The organism is Aquihabitans sp. McL0605 (assembly GCF_049993875.1).
Lineage (GTDB): Bacteria > Actinomycetota > Acidimicrobiia > Acidimicrobiales > Iamiaceae > Aquihabitans.
In genome coordinates this window covers 4,341,658-4,362,255 of record NZ_CP188252.1, presented here as the reverse complement: position 1 = coordinate 4,362,255, position 20,598 = coordinate 4,341,658, and the positions used below count along the sequence as shown (strand labels likewise).

The window sequence follows — 20,598 nt, the reverse complement described above, 5'->3', positions numbered from 1 at the left end:
TCGCGCGCTGGCTACTTGGCGTCGGCCCAGGTCTTGCCGAACGAGAGGTTCACCTCGAGCGGCACGCGCAGCTGGGCGGCGCCGTGCATCACCGACAGGGTGAGCTCGGCCACCTCGTCGTGCTCCTCGGGCGGCACCTCGAGGATGACCTCGTCGTGCACCTGCAGGACGATCCGGCTCTGCAGCCCTCGCTCGCGCAGGGCGCGGTCGAGGCGGATGAGCGCCACCTTGAAGATGTCGGCGGCCAGGCCCTGGATGCCGGCGTTCATGGCCTGGCGCTCGCCCGCCTGCTTGATGCCGCGGTTGGGCGAGGCCAGCTCGGGGATGGGCCGGCGCCGGCCGAACAGCGTCTCGGTGTAGCCGCGCTCGCGGGCCTCGGCCACGGTGCGCTCCATGTACGCCTTCACCGACGGGAAGGCCTCGAAGTACGCCTCGAGGATCTCCGATGCCTCGGTGCGCGAGATGTTGAGGCGGGTGGCGAGGCCGTAGGCCTCCATGCCGTACGCCAGGCCGTACGAGACCATCTTGGCCTTGGCCCGCTGGCCCCCGTCGACGTCTTCGGGGGCGACGTGGAAGACCCGCGCCGCGGTGGCGGTGTGGATGTCGTCACCGGCGTCGAACGCGGCGATCAGGCCCGGATCCTCGGCGAGGTGGGCGATGCACCGCAGCTCGATCTGGTTGTAGTCGGCGACGAGCAGCTCGAAGCCGGGCTTGGGCACGAACGCCTTGCGGAACGCCTTGCCCTGCTCGGACCGCACCGGGATGTTGTGGAGGTTGGGAGCATCCGACGACAGGCGGCCGGTGCGGGCGACGGTCTGGTTGAACGTGGCGTGGATGCGGTCGTCGGGGCCCACCTCGGCGAGCAGCCCGGTGCCGTAGGTGGACCGCAGCTTCTCGACCTCGCGGTACCGGAGCAGGTGCTCGATGATCGGGTGCTGCCCCTGCATCTTCTCGAGCGAGGCGGCATCGGTGGAGAAGCCGGTCTTGGTCTTCTTGGTGGGCGTGAGGCCGAGCTTGTCGAACAGGATGGCGCGCATCTGCGGCGTGGAGTTCACGTTGAACGGCTCGCCCGCGTCTTCCTGGATGGCAGTGGCCAGCTCGGTGACCTCAGCGGTGAGCTGCTCGTTGAGCCGCACCAGCTCGGCGCGGTCGACGCCGACGCCGACGTGCTCCATCTCGGCGAGCACGGCGACGAGCGGCGTCTCGATCTCGTCGTGGAGCGAGCGCAGCCCGTTGGCGTCGAGCGAGGCGAGCATCGGCTCGACCAACCGGTCCACCGCCAGGGCGTGGCGGGCGGTGAGCAGCGCGAGGTCGACCGTGTCGCCGCCGAGGTCGAGCTGGCCGGAGGGCGCCGCCGACCCCGAGGGGAGCTCGAGGTGGGCGTAGCGGGCGAGCACGTCCTCGATGGAGTAGCGCGTCTCGGCCGGGTCGAGCAGGTATGCCGCCAGCGTGGTGTCGATGGCGATGACCGGCAGCGGCGCCGTGTCGTCGCCGTCGAGGAGGCTGCGGAGGATGGGCTTGGCCGGGTGGGCCGCGATGGTGCGCGCCGCGAACGCGGCGCGCAGCGCGTCTCGCACCGCGGTGTCTCCCAGGAGCGCCACCGGCAGCCACGCCACCTCTGCACCCGCGCTGTCGGTCACGAAGGCCACGCCCTCGATGGGCGAGCGTCCATCGACCCCGCTCCACGCGCCGGCCACGGCCAAGGGACCGGAGCCGGCGGCCGCGGCGGTGAGCACCTCGACGGCGCGCGCCGCATCTTCGAGCGGCTCCACCTCCGCCTCGAGCACGTCGACCGCGGAGGTGCTGGCGCCGAGGTCTGCTTCGAGCGCCTCGGACAGGCGGTCGTAGAGGCTCTTGAACTCGAGGAAGTCGAACAGGGCCCGCACCTCGTCGGTGTCGGGCTGGGGGAAGCCGAGCTCGTCGAGCTGGACGGGCAGCTCCACGTCTCGCAGCAGGGTCATCATCTCGACGTTGCTGCGGGCCTGGGCCTCGTGCTCGGTGAGGTTCTGGCGGAGCTTGGGCGTCTGCTCGTCGACGTGCTCGAAGATCCCGTCGAGCCCGCCGTAGAGGTTGATGAGCTTGGCAGCCGTCTTCTCCCCCACTCCCGGGATGCCCGGCAGGTTGTCGGAGGGGTCGCCGCGGAGCGCGGCGTACTGGACGTACTTGGTGGGGTGCACCCCGGTGCGCTCGACGATGCCGGCCTCGTCGTAGTTGGCGTAGTCGGAGACGCCGCGCTTGTTGTAGATGACCCGGATGTGCGGGTCCTGCACGAGCTGGTAGCTGTCTCGGTCACCGGTGACGATCAGGACGTCGTCACCCCGGGCGGCGGCGAGCGTGGCGAACGTGGCGATGATGTCGTCGGCCTCGACGCCCACCTGCTCGATGGCGGTGACCCCGAGCGTGTCGACCACCTGGCGCACCAGCGGCAGCTGCTGGCGCAAGATGTCTGGCGCGGCGATGCGGTTGGCCTTGTACTCCGGGTCCCGGTCGTGGCGGAAGGTCTTCTCCGGGCGGTCGAACGCCACCGCGATGGCATCGGGCTTGTGGTCCCGCACGAGGTTGATGAACATCGACGTGAAGCCGAACACCGCGTTGGTGACCTGGCCCGAGGCCGTGACCAGATCGGTGGGCAGGGCGTGGAACGCCCGGTACGTCAGGGAGTTGCCGTCGATGAGCATGAACCGCATGGGAGCCGATCGTACGGGGTGGGTCTGACAGCCGCGACGGGCCGCTCGCCTCGCAGGTCAGCCCCCTCGGCGCGCGGCCCCCGCTTGGCTGTCAGACCCCCTGCGGAGGATGGGGTGAGCGACGGCACCGGGCCGTCGACCGATCCCCGAGGTGCCTCATGGACTGGAAGCTGGAGCTCGTCATCCTCCCCGTGACCGATGTCGACCGGGCCAAGTCGTTCTACGTCGACCAGGTCGGCTTCGTGGCCGACCACGACCAGCGGGTCAGCGAGGCGCTGCGCTTCGTGCAGCTCACCCCGCCCGGCTCGGCGTGCTCCATCGCCTTCGGCGAGGGCCTCACCGATGCCGAGCCCGGTTCGATCCGCACCTTGCAGGTGGTGGTCGACGATGCCGATGCGGCGCTCGCGCACCTCCGGGCCAACGGCGTCGAGTGCGAGGGCGTCGACGATCAGCCGTGGGGCCGCTTCATCTACTTCACCGATCCCGACGGCAACGGCTGGGCCGTGCAGCAGATCGTGATCCCGGACCCGTCTTGAGGTCAGGCCGGGGTGAGGTCGCCGTCGAGCACCCGCTGCGCCACGGCCTTCATGGTCTGGCGCTCCTTCATGGCGGTCTTCTGGATGAAGGCGAACGCATCGGCTTCGGTGAGCCCGCCCTGATCCATCAGCTGGCCCTTGGCCCGGTCGACCGCCTTGCGGGTCTCGAGCTGCTCCTCGAGCGACGTGGCCTGGTCGTGCAGGGCCTTGAGCTCCTGGAACCGGCCCAGGGCCACCTCGATGGCAGGGAACAGGTCGGCCTTCTGGAACGGCTTCACCAGGTACGCCAGGGCGCCGGCGTCTCGGGCCCGCTCGATCAGGTCGCGCTGGCTGAAGGCGGTGAGGATCAGCACGGCAGCGCGGCGCTCGCCGGCGATCTCCCGCGCGGCCGACAGGCCATCGAGACCGGGCATCTTGATGTCGAGGATGGCCACGTCGGGGTTGTGCTTCCGCACCAGCTCCACGGCCTCATCGCCGCGACCCGTCTCGGCGACGACCTCGTAGCCCTCCTCTTCGAGGGTCTCCTTGAGATCGAGGCGGATGATTGCCTCGTCTTCAGCGATCACGACACGGGTGGGCACCGTTGCTCTCCAGTGTTTCTGTTGTCAGGTGGTGGCGAGGAGCCGGTCGAGCAGCTCGTCTTGGGTGGTCTCGAGTTGGCGGACCTCGGCCAGGAGGTCGGCGTGGTGGCGGCGCATCGCATCGGCGTGGCGCTCGGCCTCGTGGTGCTCCTGCTCGGCGAGCGGCGTCTCCGACACCAGCGCCCGCAGGCGGGCCTCGTCGGCCTCCTCGGCGAGGTGGGCCAGCTGCTCCTCGGCGACCGCGAGGTCGCGCGAGACCGTCTTCATGCGGTCAGACACGTCCTTCAGACGCCGTTCGATCAAACTGCGGCCCACGCGGCGAGTCTAGGCACGGCCCTGTCCTCGCCCGACCCACCTCCGTCACGCGGGCCCCGGCCCGGCTCCGGCCAGGCCGGCGAACGCCCCGGTCCAGAAGGCTGCGCACACCGCCGGAGGCTCCGGCGACGTCCACATCTGGTTCGTCATCAGCACGCCCACCAGGCCTTGCCGCGGGTCGTTGGCCCACGAGCTGCCCAGGCCGCCGTCCCACCCGTACGTGCCCTCGGCCGGGCCGCCCGGGGTCGACGCCAGGCGCACGCTCACGCCGTAGCCCCAACCGGCCCGACCGTCCGGGTCGGGGCCGGCCTCGGCCACCTGCGCCGCGGTCAGGTGGTCGGCGGTCATCTGTGCCACCCCCTCGGCCGACACCAGGCGGGTGCCGTCGGGCGCGGTGCCGCCGTCGAGCAGCAGGCGGGCGAACGCGAAGTAGTCGTCCACGGTCGACACCAGCCCGGCCCCACCAGAGGGGAAGGCAGGCGGGCGGGCCCACTGGCCGTCGGCCGCGTCGAACACCTCGCGACCGTCCGCGCCCGAAGAGGTGAGGCACGGCCCGAAGCGGTGGCGCTGCTCCGGTGCCACCGAGAAGCCGGTGTCGGCCATGCCGAGCGGCTCGAAGATCCGGTCGGCGAGCACCGCGTCGAGCGGGCGGCCCGCGGCGCGGGCCACCAGCACCCCGAGGACATCGGAGCCGGTGTGGTACATCCACCGCTCGCCGGGCTGACGGGCCAGGGGCAGCGATCCCAGGAGGCGCATCCACTCGTCGGGCGCCGGCTGCTCCTGGGGCCGGGGCGGGCCCACGGCCATGCCGATGCGGGCCATCTCGTCCATCACCGGCTGCGGACCGGTCGCGGAGAAGTCGTACCCGTGCCCCAGCCGGAACGTCAGGAGATCGTCCACGGTGATCGGCCGCACCGCGGCCACGGTGTCATCGATGGCCCCTTCGGGGTCGGCCAGGACCCGTCGGTCGGCCAGCTCCGGCAGGAGGTCGTCCACCGGATCGTCGAGGCGCAGCACGCCGTCGTCCACCAGCATCAAGGTGGCCAACGCGGTGATGGGCTTGGTCATCGACGAGATGCGGAAGATCGTGCTGCGGTCCACGGCCTCCGACGATGTCGCGGTCGGGTCCACCGCTCCCGCCGCCCCCACGTGCACGTCGGCGCCGCTCGCCACCAGCCAGGCCAACCCGGTCTGCTCGTCCTGGTCCACCATCGCCTGGAGCCGCGCGTCGAGCGGCGCCATCGCGTCCCGATCCAGACCTGGTCCGTGCATGTCGTCCTCCTCGCGGCCCGAGCGCCTGCCCTGGTTCGACGGTACCGAAGGCGTGCCCTCATCGGTGATGGGGCCCGCCGGTCCTGCAGCCGCGGCGCCGATCGGCACAATGGGCCGGGTCGCCCTCGATGTGGAGGATCCCGTTGACGCCCCCGAAGCTCACCCGCAGCCAGGTGATCGCGTTCCGCCTGCGCCAGCACCAGCTCGACGCCCCCAGCCCCGATGGCCAGGTGGGCCTGCTCGACTACGGCGTGCAGGACACCGGGCCCGACGGCGCCGCGTGGGCGCTCGCCATCCGCGGCGCGACCGCCCCGCCCCACGACGTGGCCTACGCCTGGACCCTGCGCGGCGCGCCGCACGCCTACCGCCGGGCCGACCTCGCCGCCGTCGCCACCGCCACCGCGCCCTACGACGAGGACGACGCCTCCAAGCGGATCTTCGACGCCAGCAAGCCCCTGAAGGCCGCAGGGATCTCCACGCTCGACGCCCTCCGGGAGGTGGCCGCTCAGCTCCGGGAGCTGGCGGCGAAGCCAATCGTGAAGGGCGACGCGTCCGGGGCACTGGGCGATCTGCTCGGTCAGCCGTTCCTGCGGTACTGCCGGGTGTGCGAGGCCACCCACATCTACGAGCTCCCGTTCCGCCTGGCCGCGCTCCAGGCCGGCCTCGAGCTGGAGGCCGGGACGTCACCACCGATCCTGCGGCGAGCGCCGAAGCTGAAGCCGGCCGACTTCCAGCACCTCGCCGGCGAAGCCCGCCCTGAGCACGACGTGATCCGCAACCACCTCCGCTTCTACGGCCCCGCCACCATGAAGGACGTGGCGGCCTTCGTCGACATGCCCCTCAAGACGGTCAAGGCGCACTGGCCCACCGATGCCACCGAGGTCAGCGTCACCGGTGCATCCGGCCCGACGGGTTCACCACCGAGGTTCCTGCTCGACGAGCACGTCGCCGAGGCGACCGGCGCCGAGCCCCCGTCCCCGGAGGGGGTCGCGCTCCTCGGCCCCTTCGACCCCTACCTCCAGGGCCGCGACCGCGAGCTGCTGGTGCACGACGCGGCTCGGCGCAAGGCGCTGTGGCCCACCATCGGCCGACCCGGAGCGATGGTGGCGGGAGGCGAGGTGGTGGCCACCTGGCGGCCCAAGACCGCCAACGGCAAGCTCACCATCCGCCTCGAGCCGTGGACCGAGCTCACCCCTGCCGTGCGCGCCGGCATCGAGGCGGAGTCGGCGCGGCTGGCGGACCACCGTGGCGTCACCCTGGCGGGGATCGTGGACGAGTAGGGCGGCGGGCCGGACACAATGGGTCCATGGCGACCAGCGACCCAGCCGCAGCCGACCCGCCCGCCGACTGGGGGATCCAGCCCGGCTACCACGACGTCTGGGGCTCGTGGAAGACCCCGAGCGACGAGGCCGAGACCCTCATCCGGCGGGCCATGGGCGCCCAGACCGATGACCCGGCCGAGCGTCCGCCCGAGAGCACCCCGCTGCGCATCGTCCACCCGGGAGACGCCGGAGCGTCGAGCACCACCGGACCGTCGTGGCTCACGCTCGAGGACGGCGTCCAGATCCAGCTGGCCAACGGCCTGCTCCCGCCCGACCTGCCGCTCGGCTACCACCGCATCGAGTCCGATGCCGGCCGCTCGGACCCGCAGGTCGAGCACCTCATCGTCGCCCCGCCGCGCGCCCACCTCGACGACGCCATGCGCCTCTGGGGCATCACCGCCCAGCTCTACGCGGCCCGGTCCCGCCAGAGCTGGGGCATGGGCGACCTCACCGACCTCGGCGTCCTGATCGACTGGGCCACCGAGCGCGGCGCCGGGATGATCGGGCTCAACCCGCTGCACGCCCCCGCCCCCGTCGGCCCGCCCGCCAACAGCCCCTACTCCCCCAGCACCCGACGGTGGCGCGACCCGCTCTACCTCGACGTGTCCGAGCTCCTGGGCGAGGTCGACCCGGCCACGCGGGTCGAAGCCGAAGCGGCATCACGGCAGCTGAACGCGGGGGGCCGCATCGACCGCACCGCGGTCTGGGAGCTCAAGCGGACCGTGCTCGACGCCCGCTGGGCCCGGGGCGTCAACGACCCCGCGTTCGACACGTTCCGGGCCGAGCGGGGCGATGCCCTGACGCTCTGGGGCACGTACTGCGCGCTGTCCGAGCAGCACGGTGCCAGCTGGCACACCTGGCCCGAGGACCTCCGCCATCCCCACACCCCGGCGGTCCGCCGCTTCGCCTCGTCGTCCGCCGCCGCCGAGCGCATCGCGTTCTGGTCCTGGCTCCAGTTCCTGATCGAGGGCCAGTTCGCCGCCGCCGGCGCCCAGGAGGTGGTGGTGACCGACCTCGCCGTGGGCTTCGCCCCCGATGGGTTCGACGCCTGGGAGTGGCAGGACCACCTGGCCGAGGGCTGCCGCATCGGCGCCCCGCCCGACCTGCTCGGCCCCGACGGCCAGGACTGGGGCCTGCCGCCGTTCGTCCCGTGGAAGCTGCGGTCGCAGGCCTACCGGCCGTGGGCCGAGACGCTCCGGGCCAACCTCCTCCACGCCCGCGGGCTGCGGGTCGACCACGTGATGGGGCTGCTGCGCCTCCTGTGGATCCCGCCGGGCCTGACCGCGGCCGACGGCGCGTACGTTCAGTGGCACGGCACCGAGCTGCTCGACATCGTGGCGCTCGAGAGCGCCCGGGCCGGGGCGTTCGTGGTGGGCGAAGACCTCGGCACGGTCGACCCCGGCATCCAGGACCAGCTCCGCCGGCGCGGCCTCCTCAGCACCCGCCTCCTGTGGTTCGAGGATCCGCCGCCGAACGAGTGGCCGCAGCAGGCCATGGCCGCCATCACCACCCACGACCTGCCCACGGTGGCCGGGGTGTGGAGCGGCGTCGACCTGGCCGACCAGCGCGCCGCCGGGGTCACCGTGCCCGCCAACGGCGACGACGACTTCCGCCACCGGCTCCGCGTCGCCGCCCACTGCGACGACGCCGCCCCGGTCGACCACGTGGTGGTGGCGTCGTACCGGCGGCTGGCCGAATCGCCCTGCATGATCGTCACGGCCGCCCTCGACGATCTCATGGGAGCCGAGCACCGGCCCAACGTGCCCGGCACCATCGACGAGCACCCCAACTGGCGCATCCCGCTGCCGGTCCCGCTCGACGACCTCGAGGCCACGCCGCTGGCCGACCGCATCGTCGACGCCCTCCAGCGCTGAGCGAGAATTCTCGCGATGACCTGTCGATCCCGGCGGCCCCCGTTCGTCTCCAAGGCATCCAACGACACGAGGAGCACTCGATGAAGTACATGCTGATGATCCACCAGGGCACCACCCCCACCCCGCTCGACCCCGAGGCCTGGGCCACGCTGTCGGCCGACCAGCAGCAGGAGATCTACGCCGCCTACAAGGCCGTGAACGAGACCCCCGGCGTCATCCCGGGCAACGGCCTGCAGCCCCCGGAGACCGCCACCACGGTTCGGGTCAGCAACGGTCAGACCATCACGACCGACGGGCCGTTCGTCGACTCGAAGGAGGCCCTGAACGGCTACCTGATCTTCGAGGCCGACGACCTCGACGCGGCCATCGAGCTGGCCGCCAAGATCCCTGCCGCCCGCCTCGGCGGGGCCATCGAGGTGCGGCCCATCATGGAGTGGTGACGATCCTCGATCGCACGTTCCGCGACCACTGGGGCAGCGTCCTCGCGGCCATGATCGGCTTCCTCGGCGACTTCGACCTCGCCGAGGAGGCCGCCCAGGACGCCTTCGCCATCGCCGCAGAGCGGTGGCCACGAGACGGCCAGCCCGACCACCCACGAGCGTGGCTGATCACCACCGCCCGCAACCGAGCGATCGACCGCGTGCGGCGCAGCAAGACCCTGGCGGCCAAGACCGACCTGCTCCGGGTCACCGAGGCGACCGAGGTCGCCGATCCGATGGACGAGGCGATGGACGACACGACCTTCCCCGACGAGCGCCTCGAGCTGATCTTCACCTGCTGCCACCCCGCGCTGGCGGTCGACGCCCAGGTGGCGCTGACCCTGCGCACCCTCGGCGGGCTGAGCACCGACGAGATCGCCCGGGCGTTCCTCGTGCCCGAGGCCACCATGGCCCAGCGCCTGGTCCGGGCGAAGCGCAAGATCAAGGCTGCGGGCATCCCGTTCCGGGTGGCGCCGGACCACCTGCTCGATGAGCGCCTCGCGGCCGTCCTGGCCGTGATCTACCTGATCTTCAACGAGGGCTACGGCGGCCGCGGCGACCTGGCGGCCGAAGCCCTCTGGCTGGGCCGATCGCTGGTGGAGCTGCTCCCCGACCAGCCAGAGCCGGTGGGCCTGCTGGCGATGATGCTGCTGCACGACTCGCGGCGACAGGCGCGGTTCCGTGACGGCGATCTGGTGCTGCTCGCCGACCAGGACCGTTCGCTCTGGGACGCCCAGCAGATCACCCATGGCCGGGCCCTGCTCGGCCGGGCGGCGGCCATGGGCGGGCGCGGGCCGTACGTGCTGCAGGCGGCCATCGCCTCGCTGCACGCCGACGACCACCAGGACTGGTTCCACATCGCCGCCCTCTACGGCGAGCTGGCCCACCTGACGGAGTCGCCCGTCGTGCAGCTCAACCGGGCCGTCGCCGTGGCCGAGGCCGAGGGCGCCGAGGCCGGCCTCGAGATCGTGGACCGGCTCCCGCTGCAGGACTACCGCTACTTCCACAGCACCCGCGCCGAGCTGCTCGACCGCCTGGGTCGCCCTGCCGAGGCCGCCGACGCCTACCGGCGGGCGCTGGAGCTGGTGCCCGACGACGCGGAGCGCCGCCTGTTCGAGCGCCGCCTCGCCGAGCTCACCACCTCGAGCTGACCCCGCCCCGAGGCCTGCGTTGGTGGCACGATGGCCCCACGCGGTCGGCCCACGACCCAGACCAGAGCGCAGAGGGGGCGGCCAGGGTGGTACCGCTCCTCGAGACCAAGCTCCACCTCCCCCGCCGGTCGGCCACGGGCATCTCCCGGCCACGGTTGGACGAGCAGCTGTCGGGGACCGCGAGCGCGGCCCTTGCCGTCGTGTCGGCTCCCGCCGGCTTCGGCAAGACCACGGCCGTGGTCGACTGGCTCGACTCGCTCCCTCCGGGCGAGCCGCACCGGGCGTGGCTCTCGCTGGACGATCGCGACGACGACCCCGCCACGTTCTGGACCTACGTCGTCGCCGCCCTCCGACGCGCGCTCGGCGAGGAGCTGGTCGACGCCAGCTGGGCCCTCCTCCAGGCCCAGGCGCCCATCGAGGCGGTGGTGGCCACGCTCGTGAACGAGCTGGTCGCCGTCACCCCGGGCGTGGTCCTGGTCCTCGACGACTACCAGGTGATCGGGTCACCCGAGATCCACCAGAGCGTCGCCCTCCTGCTCGACCAGCTCCCGGTGGGGTCGCGCCTCGTCATCGCGACACGAGCGGACCCGCCGTTGCCGCTGGGGCGCCTGCGGGCCGGGGGAAGGCTCGTCGAGCTCCGCGCCGCCGACCTGCGGTTCACCGCGAGCGAGACCGCCACCTACCTCGCCGGGGCCACCGACGCGGCGATCTCGTCGGACGACGTGGACGCGCTGGCGCAGCGCACCGAGGGGTGGGCGGCTGCGCTGCAGCTCGCGGCCCTGTCCGTGCGCGGGCGCGAGGACATCTCCTCGTTCGTCGCCGACTTCGCCGGGGACGATCGCTACGTCGTCGACTACCTCGCCGAGGAGGTGCTCGACCGGCAGCCCGACGACGTCCGGCGGTTCCTGCTCCAGACGTCGATCCTGGAGCGGCTCAGCGGTCGACTGGGCGAGGCCGTGACCGGGCAGCCGGGCGGCCAGGCGATGCTCGAACGGCTGGAGCGAGCGAACCTGTTCCTCGTACCGCTCGACGACCGTCGCCGCTGGTACCGCTACCACCACCTCTTCGCCGACGTCCTTCGCGTCCACCTCGCCGAGGAGCAGCACCAGGCCGTGGAGGGGCTCCACCTCCGGGCCAGCGCCTGGTTCGAGGCCGACGGCGACCTGCCCCAGGCGCTCCACCACGCAGTGGCGGCCGGCGACCTCAGCCGGGCCGCCGACCTCACGGAAGCCGCGATCCCGGCGTGGCGACGAGACCGGCAGGAGGCGACGATGCGCTCGTGGCTCGAGCTCCTGCCCGACGATGAGATCCGGTCCCGGCCGGTCCTGATCGTCGCGGCCGTCTCCGCAGGGGCGGCCGTCGGCGTGTTCCATGCCGACGCCGAGGAGCGCCTCGACGAGGCCGAGCGCCTGCTCGAGCGCGGTGGCGCAGAGCCCCGCCGCGACGAGTCCCCGCTGCTGCGCTCGCTGCCCGCGACCATCGAGGTCTACCGCGCCGCGATCGCCCTGACCCACGGCGACCTCGACGGGACGCAGCAGCACGGTCGGCTGGCCCTCGAGCGCGCCGCGCCCGACGACCTGATCGTGCGCCCGAGCGCCAGTGCGCTGCTCGGCCTCTCCTCCTGGGCCGCGGGCGACATCGGCACCGCGCTCTCCCGGTACACCGAAGCGGTCGTCGGGCTGCGCGACGCCGGCCACCTGTCCGACGCCCTGGGCTGCTCGATCACGGTGGCCGACCTGCTCCTCGCCCAGGGCCGGCTGCAGGACGCGCTCCGGACCTGCACCGACGGCCTCGAGCTGGGGACGAGCGGCCTGACTCCGCTCCGAGGCACGGCCGACATGCACGTCGGCGCGAGCGAGGTCCACCTCGCCCGAGGCGACCTCGACGCGGCGAGGCACCACCTCGACCGCAGCGCCGAGCTCGGCGAGCACAACGGCCTGCCGCAGCACCCCTACCGGTCGCGCCTGGCGATGGCCCGCCTGCGCGCCGCCGAAGGCGACGTCGACGCCGCCGTGGCCCTGCTCGACGAAGCCACCGCCGTCTACACGACCGACTTCTCCCCCAGCGTCCGTCCGATCCCCGCGGTCCGTGCCGCGCTGCAGGCCGACCACGGCGACCTCGAGCAGGCGCTCCGGTGGCAGCGCGAGCGAGGCCTCACCGCCGACGACGACCTCGACTACCTCCACGAGTTCGAGCACATCACCACCGCCAGGGTCCTGGTGGCGCACGCCCGCTCGGCCCCGGCCGACGGCGATGCCCACGGCGCGGCCCGGCTCCTGGAGCGCCTCCTGGCCGACGCGGAGCAGGGTGGCCGGGCGGGCACCGCGCTCCAGATCCGGGTGCTGCTGGCCGGCGCGGCCCAGGCCCGAGGCGACCGGGACGCGGCCCTCGCCCACCTCGACCTGGCCGTCGAGCAGGCGGCACCCGAGGGCTACGTCCAGGTGTTCCTCGACGAGGGCCCGTGGATCCGGCCCCTGCTCGAGACCCTGCTCGACCGCGGCCGGTCCGCGGCCCACCTGCGACGCGTGCTCGGGCTCCGGACGGAGCCGGTCGCCGGGCGTCGCGCCCAACCCCTCATCGACCCGCTCAGCGACCGCGAGCTCGAGGTGCTCCGACTGCTCGCCGGCGACCTGACCGGACCGGCGATCGCCCGGGAGCTGAACGTGTCGCTCAACACGCTGCGCACCCACACCAGGAACATCTACGCCAAGGTGGGCGCGACCAGCCGCCGAGAGGCGGTCAGCCGGGCCGCGGCGCTCGATCTGCTCACCCACCGCCCCCGTCCCTGAAGATCACCACCTCGATCACCAGATGTGGTGATGACCGCTCACCAGGTCGCTTCGTACGGTCCAGAGGTGAGCGAACGAACGAGCAGCCAGGAGCCTGACGGGCCGTACGAGATCCGGCTCCAGGGCCGCCTCCACCCCCGTTGGAGCGACCGGTTCGACGGCCTGGCCGTCAGCGCCCAAGCCGACGGCACGACCCTCATCCGAGGCGAGGTCGTCGACCAGGCCGCCCTGCACGGGCTGCTGCGGCGCGTGGCCGACCTCGGCCTGCCGCTGCTCTCGGTCACCCGCACCACCACCGACCCGACGCAACCCAGGAGCTGACCATGACCACCACCACCACCACCACCAGGACCCACGGCACCGCCACGACCACCGGCACCGACCACCTGACACCTCCCGAGGGGGCAGGGGCCGACCGGCGGGCCGCACGGATCGCCGGCGCGCTCTACCTCGTCACGTTCGTCGCCTCGATCCCGGCGCTGCCGCTCTACCACGACCTCCTGAAGGACCCGAGGTACCTCCTCACCGGGGGCAGCGACACCGGGGTGCTGGTCGGGGCCTTCCTCGAGATCATCTGTGCCCTGGCGGGCATCTTCACGGCGGTCGTCCTCTACCGGGTCGTCCAGCGCCACGACCGCACCCGAGCGCTCGGCTTCATCGCCTCCCGCACCATCGAGGGCGCCATGATCGCCGTCGGCGTCGTCTGCGTCCTGGGCGTCACGACGCTCCACCACGACGCCCAGGGCGCCTCGGCCACCGGGGGCACGGCGCTGCTCGGTGCCGCCCGGGGCCTGGTGGCCGTGCACGACTGGACGTTCCTGGTCGGGCCCGGCGTGCTGCCCGCCATCAACGCCTTGTGCCTCGCCACGGTGCTGTACCGCACGCGGCTCGTCCCCCGCATCATCCCGGCGATCGGGCTCGTCGGCGCCCCGCTCCTGCTGATCTCGAGCACCGGCACCCTGTTCGGCGGCTGGGACCAGGTGTCGGGACCGGCGTTCCTCCTGGCCCTCCCCATCGCCACCTGGGAGTTCTCCCTCGGGGTCTGGCTGGTGGTCAAGGGCTTCCGGACCCCGGCCCTGCCGACGACGGCACCCGTCGTCGACGCCGACGGCGACCCGGAGCCCGAGCCGGTGCTGGTCCCCGTCCCCGCCTGAGGACCGCGCCGTCGGCATCCCACCCGCCGCTGCCCTCCGGGGCGGCGGCGGGGCCGCGCCCGGGGCAGGGCGATCTGGTGCCCGGGGCGGGACTCGAACCCGCACGCCCTTTCGGACAGAGGATTTTGAGTCCTCCGCGTCTGCCATTCCGCCACCCGGGCGGGTGGTGCTGCGACCGACGAGTGTAGGCGGCGCCCTCTCGGGCGCTGCCACCGCTTGCTCAGCCTTCGGCGAGCGCCTTGAGCAGCTTGGTGGGCGTGTCCTTGGGGCTGATCTTGGGCCAGCTGTGGCTGACCTTGCCCTTCTCGTCGATCAGGAACGCCGAGCGGATGATCCCCATGTAGCGCTTGCCGTAGTTGACCTTCTCGCCCCACACGCCGTACTTCTCGGCGGTCTCGTGGTCGGGGTCGGACAGCAGGGTGAAGCCCAGGCCGTACTTCTCGTCGAACTTGGCCAGCTTCTCGGGCTGGTCGGGGCTGATGCCGATGATCACCGTGTCGCCGATGTCGCCGGCGATGTCTCGCAGCGCGCACGACTGGGTGGTGCAGCCGGGCGTGTCGGCCTTCGGGTAGAAGTACACGAGCACCTTGCGCCCCTTGAACGACGACAGACGGAGCTTGGCCCCGTTCTGGTCGTTGAGGTTGAAGGCGGGAGCGCGGTCACCAGCAGCAGGAGCATCAGCCATGGCGCTCACCGTACCGGCTCCCCCGGCCGCCGTGGCCCGGTGGGTCAGGGGCGCAGGCCGAGCGGGCTGTCGTTGATCATGTGGGTGCTGGCCAGCTCGAAGTAGTCGATCATCCGCTGCTCGAGCTCCGGCGTGAGGCCACCCGTCTTGATGGCATCGACCATGTGGCCGAGCCACGCGTCGCGCTCGGCCTGGCCGATCACGAACGGCGCGTGGCGCATCCGCAGGCGCGGGTGGCCGCGGTCGTCGGAGTACATCGCGGTGCCGCCGCCCCAGTACTGGGCGATGAACCCGGCCGTGTGGGTGATCGAGTCGGTGAGGTCGTCGGGGTAGAGCGGGCGCAGGACCGGATCGTCGGCCACGCCTGCGTAGAACCGCTCCACCATCGCCACGAACCACGGCAGCCCGCCCACCGCCTCGAACACGTTCACCTCGGGCCCGTCGACCGGCATGCTCACCACGATCAGCTCCCTGCGACCTTCGGCTTGGGCCCACCGCCGGGGCCGAAGAAGCCGCCCTCGGGGCGGGCGTGGGCGTGGAAGTGGTTGGGGATGTTGCGCATGTTCCCGTCGACCCAGTGGGCGCCGAGGTTGGCCTGGGCCACCCGGGCGAGCTGCGCCATCATGTGGCCGCGCTCGTGCTCGGGAGGCTCCGTGCCGTGGCCGCGCCACACCACCATCGGTGTGGCGCAGATCTCGCAGTCGGCGATCCAGCACACGTCGTCCTCGTGGTGCCAGGGCGTGATCTTCGCCGCTTCGCAGAGGGGGCAATCAGCATCGAACGCACGGGCCTCGGTCACGGCTGCCAGCGTACGGCGGTACCGTCACCGGGATGGCAGCGTCGAGCGGATCCGCAGGACAGGGCTACGTGGTGGCCCCGGATTCGGGCTCGGGCCCCGGTGTCTTGGTGCTGCACGCGTGGTGGGGGCTCACCCCCTTCTTCCACACGGTGTGCGACCGCCTGGCCGATGCCGGGTTCGTGGCCCTCGCCCCCGATCTCCACGGCGACGGCCGCACGGCCGAGACGCCCGACGAAGCCGAGGCGCTGCTCGCCGCCACCGACCCCAACCGCACCGCCAGCCTGGTGGTGTCGTCGCTGTCCGCGCTGCGCGGGATGCCGGCCACGCCGGCGGGCCGCATCGGCATCCTCGGCTTCTCGATGGGCGCGTCGTGGGCGTTCTGGGCCGCCACCCGGTTCCCCGACGACGTCGCCGCCGTCACCGCCTACTACGGCAGCCAGGACATCGACTTCTCCCCCGCCCGCGCCGCGTTCCAGGGCCACTTCGCCGAGATCGACGAGTTCGAGTCCGATGACGACGTCGCCTACCTCGAAGCCCAGCTCCGCCTGTGCGGCCACCCGGTCGAGTTCCACCACTACCCCGGCACCGGCCACTGGTTCGCCGAATCCGATCGGCCCGCCGCCTACGTGCCCGCCGCCGACGACCTCGCGTGGGAGCGCACCATCGAGTTCCTCCACCGCCAGCTCGATCACCAGGACTGACCACCGGCCGTGACCCGAGGGCGGGAGGGGCGGGCGGTACGGTTCGTCGCCATGACGTTCCCACGCCCCAGCACCCGCGCCGTCGCCGCCACGCTCCTGGCCGCCGCGCTGGGGGTGCTGGCCCCGGCCTGCTCATCGGGCAGCAGCGATGCCAAGCCCACCGACACCAAGGTGAGCCTCGGTGGCGCCGCCGAGGTCGACAAGAGCACCACCACGAGCGCCGCCCCCACCACCACGGTGGCGCCGGTCCCGACGGGGCTCCCCGACCAGGAAGCTGCCGCCAAGAAGCTCTACGACGCCTGGTTCGCGAACGACAAGGTGACCGCGGCCACGGTGGCGGACCCCATGGCCGTCGACGCCATGTGGAAGACGGCCAAGGGCGACTACTCGCTCTACAACCACTGCTCCACCGGCGAGTTCGACACGTCGGGCTGCCTGTTCCGGGGCAACAACGGCACCATCCAGATCGACCTCGAGAAGCGCAACGGCAACTGGGTCGTGGCCGGCGCGTTCTACAGCGACCCGTCGTCGGGCGGCTGACCCACCTCAGGACTCGTCGAGGGCGCGCCGGAGGCTGGCGACGAAGTCGTGCAGCTGCTCGGGGCTCTCGCCGTCGAGGATGCGCCGCACCACCGCGGTGCCGACGATGGCACCATCGGCCTCGGCCGACACCTCCACCGCCTGCTCGGGCGAGCTCACCCCGAAGCCCATGAGCACGGGCTTGTCGGTGAGCGCCTTGATGCGCTTGGCCAGGACCGCGCCCTGCTCGCCGAGCGAGGCGCGCTCGCCGGTGATGCCCATGAGGTTGACGCCGTAGATGTAGCCGCGGCTCTGCTCGCACACGCGGGCGAGGCGGTCGTCGGGGGTGATCGGCCCGGCCATCAGGACCGTCTCGATCCCCGCCGGATCGGCGGCGGCGCGCCACGGGCCCATCTCCTCCATGGGCACGTCGGGCAGGACGATGCCCGAGATGCCGGCCTCGGCCATCTCGCCGGCGAAGCGCTCGTCACCCATGTGGAAGACGAGGTTGTAGTAGGTCATCGCCACGAGGGGGACGCCGGCATCGATGCCACGGAGGGCCGCGAGCACCGAACCCGGGGTGGTGCCCTGGCGCAGCGCCAGCTCCGACGCCTGCTGGATGACCGGTCCGTCCATGGCCGGGTCGGAGAACGGGATGCCCAGCTCGATCACGTCGGCACCGGCATCGGCCATGGCCCGGATGTGCTCGGTCCAGGGGCCGAGGCCGCCGGTGAGGTACGGGACGAGCAGCTTGCGCCCGTCGTCGCGCAGGCCCCGCAGCCGGGCCTCCATGGGTCCGGGCGCGGGTGCCGCGGGGAGCGGCTCGGCCGGGCTCACGACAGGTCTCCGTCGAGGATGTCCATCATCTGGGCCACGTCCTTGTCGCCCCGCCCGGAGAGGTTGAGCAGCACGGTCTGGCCCTGCATGTTGGGGGCCTCGCGCAGGATCCACGCCAAGCCGTGGGCGGGCTCGAGGGCCGGGATGATCCCCTCGGTGCGGGTGAGCACCTTGAAGGCATCGATGACCTCGTCGTCGGTGACGGCGTGGTACTGCGCCCGGCCGATGTCGGACAGGTGGGCGTGCTCGGGGCCGACGCCCGGGTAGTCGAGCCCGGCGGAGATCGACTGCGCCTCCTCGACCTGCCCCCACTCGTCCTGCATCAGGTAGCTGTGCATGCCGTGGACGACACCGGGGATGCCGGCGCCCACCGCCGCCCCACCGGCCGGCTCGACGCCCACGAGGGCAGCCGACGTGTCGGCGAACCCCGAGAAGATGCCCGCCGCGTTGGAACCGCCGCCCACGCAGGCGACGATCACGTCGGGGTCGGCGCCGCCGAGCAGCGCCCGGGACTGCTCACGGGCCTCGTCGCCGATCACCCGGTGCAGCTCGCGCACCAGCCACGGGTACGGGTGCGGGCCCATGACCGAGCCGAGGCAGTAGTGCGAGGTCTCGACGGTGGCGACCCAGTCGCGCATGGCCTCGTTGACCGCATCCTTGAGCGTGCGGCTGCCCGACAGCGCCGGCTTCACCTCGGCCCCCAGGAGCTGCATGCGGAAGACGTTGAGCTTCTGGCGCTCGATGTCGACCTCGCCCATGTACACGGTGCACTCGAAGCCCATCAGGGCCGCCGCGGTGGCGGTGGCGACGCCGTGCTGGCCGGCGCCCGTCTCGGCGACGAGGCGGGTCTTGCCCATCCGCTTGGTGAGGAGCGCCTGGCCCAGCACGTTGTTGATCTTGTGCGAGCCGGTGTGGTTGAGGTCTTCGCGCTTGAGGAGGAGGCGGATGCCCAGCTCCTGGGACAGGCGGTGGCACTCGGTGAGCGGCGACGGGCGCCCGGCGTAGCTGCTGAGCAGGTCGTCGAGCTCGGCCCGGAAGACGGGATCGGCCCACGCCTCGCGGAAGGCGGCGTCGAGCTCGATGCACGCGGGCATGAGCGTCTCGGGGATGAACCGGCCGCCGAAGCGGCCGAAGCGGCCGTTGGCGTCGGGCTCGCCCATGAAGGGCGAGTCGGGGGCAGGGGCAGTCATGGGAACCTCACGATACGAAGCGGCCGCAGGCCGCGGACAACTGACAGGACGGACCAGGGGCCCGGTTGGTGGGTCAGTCGCTCCGCCATCGCCCGCCGCGGGTCACAGCGAGCCGTCCTGCATCCAGTCGAACGGCGCGCCCGAGCCGGGATCGGGGCCGAACTCGTCGTCTTCGGCCGGCGCCGCGGCGCGGGCCTGCTCGATGAACCCGCGGACCTTGTGGGCATCCTTCTGGCCCGGCTCGCCGCGCTCGGCCTCGACGCCGGTGGCGACGTCGACGCCCCACGGCTTGACGCTCCGGATGGCGTCGCCCACGTTCTCGGGGGTGAGGCCGCCGGCGAGGATCACCTTGAGGCCGTCGGGCCGGCCCTCGGCGAGCGACCAGTCGAACACCTCGCCCGAGCCGGGCTCGGGCGAGTCGATCATGATGGCGTCGGCGCCGTAGCTCGCGGCCTGCTCGAGGTTGGGATCTCCCGCGGCGAACGCCTTGATCACGAACGGCACCCGCTCGCGGATCCAGCGCGTGGTCTCGGCGCTCTCGTGGCCGTGGAGCTGGGCGGCGCGGAGCCCGGCGCTGTTCACGATCTCCACCACCCTCGACGCGGCTTCGTCTCGGAAGATGCCGACGGTGAGGATCTCGGGCGGCAGCCGGCGGGCGATGTCGCGGGCGAGCATCGGCGCGATCTGGCGGCGGGAACCCGGGGCGAAGTTGAACCCGAGCGCGTCGGCGCCCATGGCCACGGCCAGCAGGGCGTCGTCCTCTCGAGTGATGCCGCAGATCTTCACGAACACACCGTGGAGGCTACGGGGTGCTGCTGGACACCTCTTGGATGGGTTTCCGCGGCTGGCGGTCGAGGGCCATCTGCTCGTAGCCCCAGTGCAGGAACCGGAAGGAGATCTGCAGCCAGAGCACGACCATGCCGCCCACCTGCAAGATGGCCGCAGCGGTCTGCTGGTCGCTCACCGCGTCGAACCCGGCGATCGCCCGCGGGGCCAGGTCGTAGGTGCGGTAGATCGGGAAGTCGGCCCAGGTCATGAAGAACCCGGGCAGCACCGGCACGATCGACTGGATGATCAGGTACGCCAGTGCCACCGCGCCCGTCAGCCGGGGCACGCCGGGGTGCGGGCACTGCACCGGCATCCACAGCACGAACCCGGCCAGGATCCACATGAAGTCGAGGCCGAACGCCCCGTACGGGGTGGACACCATGGGATCGAGCACCGCGGGGGCGTTGACCAGGAGCAGGGTGACCGAGGCGACCGGGATGGCCACGATGGGTCTCGCCGACCAGCGCAGGACCGTGAAGCGCCGGCCCCAGCCGAACAGCCGGACGGCCAGCGGGGCCGGGCAGGAGAAGAGCAGCAGCGGCGCCACGGCGAAGACCATGAGGACCTGGCGCACCATCTGGGCGGAGGCCAGGTAGCCGGCGCCCAGCGTGGCGAGCGGCCAGTCGAGGCAGGCCCACAGGCCGAGGAGGCCGAAGACGAAGGCGACCGTGCGGGTGGTGCTGGAGCTGGGGTACGCACCGCTGCCCTTGCCGAGCGCGGCGGCCTCCCGGGCGTCGAGCTCCACCTCCTGGTACTGGCCCCGCCAGTGCCACCACGCCGCGATGGCGAGCACGCCGAGCACGATCGCCCAGGCGCCCGCGTACGGCTTGGGCGTCCAGGTCCAGTTGCGGAGGGAGCTCGAGCACCACCAGCTCATGG

General features: G+C 72.4%; 21 protein-coding genes and 1 tRNA gene. 10 read left to right on the top strand and 12 right to left on the bottom strand.

Annotated elements, in window-relative coordinates; translation table 11 throughout:
- Positions 1-11 precede the first annotated feature (11 nt).
- Positions 12-2,687, bottom strand: a complete 2,676-nt coding sequence (gene polA / locus ACPPVX_RS20230) for a DNA polymerase I (RefSeq protein ID WP_426572385.1) — start codon at positions 2,685-2,687, stop codon at positions 12-14.
- Positions 2,688-2,845: 158 nt separating this feature from the next.
- Here polA and ACPPVX_RS20225 point away from each other — a divergent pair, with 158 nt between their 5' ends.
- The gene (locus ACPPVX_RS20225; RefSeq protein WP_426572384.1) at positions 2,846-3,223 is read left to right on the top strand and encodes a glyoxalase superfamily protein; all 378 of its coding nucleotides are present in this window, start codon (positions 2,846-2,848) and stop codon (positions 3,221-3,223) included.
- Between the two features lie 2 nt (positions 3,224-3,225).
- Here the strand turns inward: ACPPVX_RS20225 and ACPPVX_RS20220 are convergent, their stop codons facing one another.
- The 3 genes from ACPPVX_RS20220 to ACPPVX_RS20210 form a co-directional block, all read right to left on the bottom strand.
- Positions 3,226-3,804: an ANTAR domain-containing response regulator gene (locus ACPPVX_RS20220; protein WP_426572383.1), complete on the bottom strand. Its 579-nt coding sequence runs from the start codon at positions 3,802-3,804 to the stop codon at positions 3,226-3,228.
- Positions 3,805-3,828: 24 nt separating this feature from the next.
- Positions 3,829-4,071 (bottom strand): hypothetical protein, encoded by a 243-nt coding sequence (locus tag ACPPVX_RS20215; protein ID WP_426572382.1) that lies wholly within the window; start codon positions 4,069-4,071, stop codon positions 3,829-3,831.
- Positions 4,072-4,164: 93 nt separating this feature from the next.
- Positions 4,165-5,391, bottom strand: coding sequence for a serine hydrolase domain-containing protein (locus ACPPVX_RS20210; RefSeq protein ID WP_426572381.1), 1,227 nt, complete (start codon positions 5,389-5,391; stop codon positions 4,165-4,167).
- 143 nt (positions 5,392-5,534) lie between these two features.
- On the opposite strand from ACPPVX_RS20210, the gene ACPPVX_RS20205 reads away from it, so the two are divergent.
- The 7 genes from ACPPVX_RS20205 (at position 5,535) to ACPPVX_RS20175 (ending at position 14,160) form a co-directional block, all read left to right on the top strand.
- Entirely contained in the window at positions 5,535-6,671 is a 1,137-nt protein-coding gene (locus ACPPVX_RS20205; protein WP_426572380.1) for a winged helix DNA-binding domain-containing protein, read from the top strand.
- A 26-nt stretch (positions 6,672-6,697) separates the two neighbouring features.
- Entirely contained in the window at positions 6,698-8,587 is a 1,890-nt protein-coding gene (gene malQ, locus ACPPVX_RS20200) for a 4-alpha-glucanotransferase (RefSeq protein WP_426572379.1), read from the top strand.
- Positions 8,588-8,667: 80 nt separating this feature from the next.
- Positions 8,668-9,027, top strand: a complete 360-nt coding sequence (locus tag ACPPVX_RS20195; RefSeq protein ID WP_426572378.1) for a YciI family protein — start codon at positions 8,668-8,670, stop codon at positions 9,025-9,027.
- 50 nt (positions 9,028-9,077) lie between these two features.
- Entirely contained in the window at positions 9,078-10,217 is a 1,140-nt protein-coding gene (locus tag ACPPVX_RS20190; RefSeq protein ID WP_426575061.1) for an RNA polymerase sigma factor, read from the top strand.
- 86 nt (positions 10,218-10,303) lie between these two features.
- Positions 10,304-13,006, top strand: coding sequence for a LuxR C-terminal-related transcriptional regulator (locus ACPPVX_RS20185; RefSeq protein WP_426572377.1), 2,703 nt, complete (start codon positions 10,304-10,306; stop codon positions 13,004-13,006).
- A 66-nt stretch (positions 13,007-13,072) separates the two neighbouring features.
- On the top strand, positions 13,073-13,327 hold the full coding sequence (locus ACPPVX_RS20180) for a hypothetical protein (protein WP_426572376.1): 255 nt from the start codon (positions 13,073-13,075) through the stop codon (positions 13,325-13,327).
- 2 nt (positions 13,328-13,329) lie between these two features.
- Positions 13,330-14,160: a DUF4386 domain-containing protein gene (locus ACPPVX_RS20175; RefSeq protein WP_426572375.1), complete on the top strand. Its 831-nt coding sequence runs from the start codon at positions 13,330-13,332 to the stop codon at positions 14,158-14,160.
- 75 nt (positions 14,161-14,235) lie between these two features.
- On the opposite strand, the gene ACPPVX_RS20170 is transcribed toward ACPPVX_RS20175, so the two are convergent.
- The 4 genes from ACPPVX_RS20170 to ACPPVX_RS20155 form a co-directional block, all read right to left on the bottom strand.
- Positions 14,236-14,321: transfer RNA gene (locus ACPPVX_RS20170), tRNA-Leu, on the bottom strand.
- 59 nt (positions 14,322-14,380) lie between these two features.
- Positions 14,381-14,845 (bottom strand): thioredoxin-dependent thiol peroxidase, encoded by a 465-nt coding sequence (bcp, locus tag ACPPVX_RS20165; RefSeq protein ID WP_426572374.1) that lies wholly within the window; start codon positions 14,843-14,845, stop codon positions 14,381-14,383.
- Positions 14,846-14,889: 44 nt separating this feature from the next.
- Entirely contained in the window at positions 14,890-15,297 is a 408-nt protein-coding gene (locus ACPPVX_RS20160; RefSeq protein WP_426572373.1) for a globin, read from the bottom strand.
- 11 nt (positions 15,298-15,308) lie between these two features.
- Positions 15,309-15,644, bottom strand: a complete 336-nt coding sequence (locus ACPPVX_RS20155; protein WP_426572372.1) for a hypothetical protein — start codon at positions 15,642-15,644, stop codon at positions 15,309-15,311.
- Positions 15,645-15,676: 32 nt separating this feature from the next.
- Here ACPPVX_RS20155 and ACPPVX_RS20150 point away from each other — a divergent pair, with 32 nt between their 5' ends.
- Together ACPPVX_RS20150 and ACPPVX_RS20145 are read left to right on the top strand one after the other, a co-directional pair.
- Complete coding sequence (locus ACPPVX_RS20150; RefSeq protein WP_426572371.1) at positions 15,677-16,345, top strand: dienelactone hydrolase family protein; 669 nt, start codon at positions 15,677-15,679, stop codon at positions 16,343-16,345.
- A 51-nt stretch (positions 16,346-16,396) separates the two neighbouring features.
- The gene (locus ACPPVX_RS20145) at positions 16,397-16,885 is read left to right on the top strand and encodes a hypothetical protein (protein ID WP_426572370.1); all 489 of its coding nucleotides are present in this window, start codon (positions 16,397-16,399) and stop codon (positions 16,883-16,885) included.
- Positions 16,886-16,891: 6 nt separating this feature from the next.
- Here ACPPVX_RS20145 and trpA read toward each other — a convergent pair whose 3' ends face one another.
- The 4 genes from trpA to ACPPVX_RS20125 form a co-directional block, all read right to left on the bottom strand.
- Positions 16,892-17,701, bottom strand: coding sequence for a tryptophan synthase subunit alpha (gene trpA / locus ACPPVX_RS20140; RefSeq protein WP_426572369.1), 810 nt, complete (start codon positions 17,699-17,701; stop codon positions 16,892-16,894).
- Complete coding sequence (gene trpB, locus ACPPVX_RS20135) at positions 17,698-18,891, bottom strand: tryptophan synthase subunit beta (RefSeq protein ID WP_426572368.1); 1,194 nt, start codon at positions 18,889-18,891, stop codon at positions 17,698-17,700. The genes trpA and trpB overlap by 4 nt, the downstream gene beginning before the upstream one ends.
- Positions 18,892-18,993: 102 nt before the next feature.
- Positions 18,994-19,683 (bottom strand): phosphoribosylanthranilate isomerase, encoded by a 690-nt coding sequence (locus ACPPVX_RS20130; protein WP_426572367.1) that lies wholly within the window; start codon positions 19,681-19,683, stop codon positions 18,994-18,996.
- Positions 19,684-19,693: 10 nt separating this feature from the next.
- Positions 19,694-20,596 carry a cytochrome c oxidase assembly protein gene (locus ACPPVX_RS20125; RefSeq protein WP_426572366.1) on the bottom strand — a complete coding sequence of 301 codons (903 nt, stop codon included), beginning with the start codon at positions 20,594-20,596 and terminating at the stop codon, positions 19,694-19,696.
- Positions 20,597-20,598: the final 2 nt, after the last annotated feature.

Bases quoted from the DNA above. Each gene is read 5' to 3' on its own strand.
- polA (WP_426572385.1), bottom strand. From the start codon at position 2,687: ATGCGGTTCATGCTCATCGACGGCAACTCCCTGACGTACCGGGCGTTC.
- ACPPVX_RS20225 (WP_426572384.1), top strand. From the start codon at position 2,846: ATGGACTGGAAGCTGGAGCTCGTCATCCTCCCCGTGACCGATGTCGAC.
- ACPPVX_RS20215 (WP_426572382.1), bottom strand. From the start codon at position 4,071: ATGAAGACGGTCTCGCGCGACCTCGCGGTCGCCGAGGAGCAGCTGGCC.
- ACPPVX_RS20210 (WP_426572381.1), bottom strand. From the start codon at position 5,391: ATGCACGGACCAGGTCTGGATCGGGACGCGATGGCGCCGCTCGACGCG.
- malQ (WP_426572379.1), top strand. From the start codon at position 6,698: ATGGCGACCAGCGACCCAGCCGCAGCCGACCCGCCCGCCGACTGGGGG.
- ACPPVX_RS20195 (WP_426572378.1), top strand. From the start codon at position 8,668: ATGAAGTACATGCTGATGATCCACCAGGGCACCACCCCCACCCCGCTC.
- ACPPVX_RS20190 (WP_426575061.1), top strand. From the start codon at position 9,078: ATGATCGGCTTCCTCGGCGACTTCGACCTCGCCGAGGAGGCCGCCCAG.
- ACPPVX_RS20175 (WP_426572375.1), top strand. From the start codon at position 13,330: ATGACCACCACCACCACCACCACCAGGACCCACGGCACCGCCACGACC.
- bcp (WP_426572374.1), bottom strand. From the start codon at position 14,845: ATGGCTGATGCTCCTGCTGCTGGTGACCGCGCTCCCGCCTTCAACCTC.
- ACPPVX_RS20160 (WP_426572373.1), bottom strand. From the start codon at position 15,297: ATGCCGGTCGACGGGCCCGAGGTGAACGTGTTCGAGGCGGTGGGCGGG.
- ACPPVX_RS20150 (WP_426572371.1), top strand. From the start codon at position 15,677: ATGGCAGCGTCGAGCGGATCCGCAGGACAGGGCTACGTGGTGGCCCCG.
- ACPPVX_RS20145 (WP_426572370.1), top strand. From the start codon at position 16,397: ATGACGTTCCCACGCCCCAGCACCCGCGCCGTCGCCGCCACGCTCCTG.
- trpB (WP_426572368.1), bottom strand. From the start codon at position 18,891: ATGACTGCCCCTGCCCCCGACTCGCCCTTCATGGGCGAGCCCGACGCC.
- ACPPVX_RS20125 (WP_426572366.1), bottom strand. From the start codon at position 20,596: ATGAGCTGGTGGTGCTCGAGCTCCCTCCGCAACTGGACCTGGACGCCC.